Source organism: Nostocoides veronense, from assembly GCF_039531185.1.
GTDB lineage: Bacteria > Actinomycetota > Actinomycetes > Actinomycetales > Dermatophilaceae > Nostocoides_A > Nostocoides_A veronense.
Genome location: NZ_BAAAPO010000073.1, coordinates 1 through 1,569 on the forward strand (window position 1 = coordinate 1; position 1,569 = coordinate 1,569).

Annotated in this window: 1 protein-coding gene; it reads left to right on the plus strand. The window is 69.4% G+C overall.

Annotated elements, in window-relative coordinates; translation table 11 throughout:
• Positions 1–67 precede the first annotated feature (67 nt).
• Positions 68–1,489 (plus strand): IS1380 family transposase, encoded by a 1,422-nt coding sequence (locus ABD225_RS18535; RefSeq protein WP_344089171.1) that lies wholly within the window; start codon positions 68–70, stop codon positions 1,487–1,489.
• Positions 1,490–1,569: the final 80 nt, after the last annotated feature.

Here is a 1,569-nt window from a genome sequence, read left to right on the forward strand (position 1 = left end):
TTGTGGTGCAGGAGAATCGAAGTTCTTGACGCTTCCGTTCGACCTGACCGCAAGGGACATCTCGTAGGTGCAACTCTCTCACACCCCGGCAGCGACGTCAGCGGTCTTCGATGACCCGAACCTGATCGGCTCGGCCGGACTGATCCCGATCCTGCGGCTGGCCGAAACGGCGGGCCTGGCCGCGTTGGCCGATGAGCGGCTGAGCGTGCCCACCGACAAGGGCGCCAACGCCGGCGCCAAGGTCAGCGCCCTGGTCGCGGGGATGATCGCCGGCGCCGACAGCATCGAGGACATGGCGCTGTTGCGGCACGGCGGGATGGGTCGGGTCTTCGACCGCTGCTACGCACCCTCGACGTTGGGCTCGTTCCTGCGCACCTTCACCTTCGGGCACGTACGCCAGCTCGACGCGGTCGCCTCGAGGTTCCTGACCGCCCTGGCCAAGGACACGTCCTTGGTCGCCGGCGTGAGCGAGGAGGTGGCGGTGGTCGACATCGACGACACCATCATCGAGGTCCACGGCTACGCCAAACAGGGCGCCGGGTTCGGCTACACCAAGGTCCGCGGCCTGAACGCTCTGATCGCGACCGTCTCCACCGACAGCTGCGCTCCGGTGATCGTCGCGCAACGCCTGCGCAAGGGCTCGGCCAACTCCGCCCGCGGTGCCCAACGGCTGGTCCGTGATGCGCTGAAGACGGTGCGCGCCCTCGCCCGAGGCGTGAGCAAGACCAGCAACGGCAGGGTGCTGGTGCGGGCGGACTCGGCCTACTACGGGCATCCCGTCATCGGCGCTGCGGTCAAAGCCGGGGCGGAGGTCTCGGTCACCGTCCGCCTCGATCCCCGTGTCAAGGCCGCGATCAGCGCGATTGCCGATGACGCGTGGACCACCATCGAGTACCCGCGGGCCGTCTTCGACGAAGCCTCCGGCGTGTGGATCTCCAAGGCGCAGGTCGCCGAGGTCCCCTATGTCGCGTTCACCTCGAAGAAGAAGACCCAGGTTCCCGGGCGGCTCGTCGTGCGGCGCATCCCCGACGCCAACGCCGAGAAGAAGAAACGCGCCGGGCAGGACGGCCTGTTCGAGCTGTGGCGGCATCACGCGTTCTTCACCACCACACCCGCCGAGACCGCGGACACCGTCGCCGTCGACAAGGTTCACCGCGCGCACGCCATCATCGAGCAGGTCCATGCCGACCTGAAGAGCTCAGCGCTGGCGCACCTGCCCTCGGGGAAGTTCGCCGCCAACGCCGCCTGGCTGGTCCTGGCCGTCATGGCGTTCAACCTCACCCGAGCCGCAGCCGCCCTCACCGGTGTCCGTCGCCTCGCGAGAGCGACGACCGCGACCGTGCGCATCACCCTGGTCCACGTCCCGGCCCGGGTCGCGACCTCCGCCCGACGGCTGACCCTGCACCTGCCTCGGGCCTGGCCCTGGCAGCACGCCTGGACCGTCCTCTTCGAGCGCGTCAACGCGCCACCGGCGACAGCAGCGACCTGACCACCCAGCCGCCTCGGCGGCGCAACCCAGGAACCCGTGTGGAACCCCCCGGCAGCGAGGTCGGGCACTCACCCCTACCC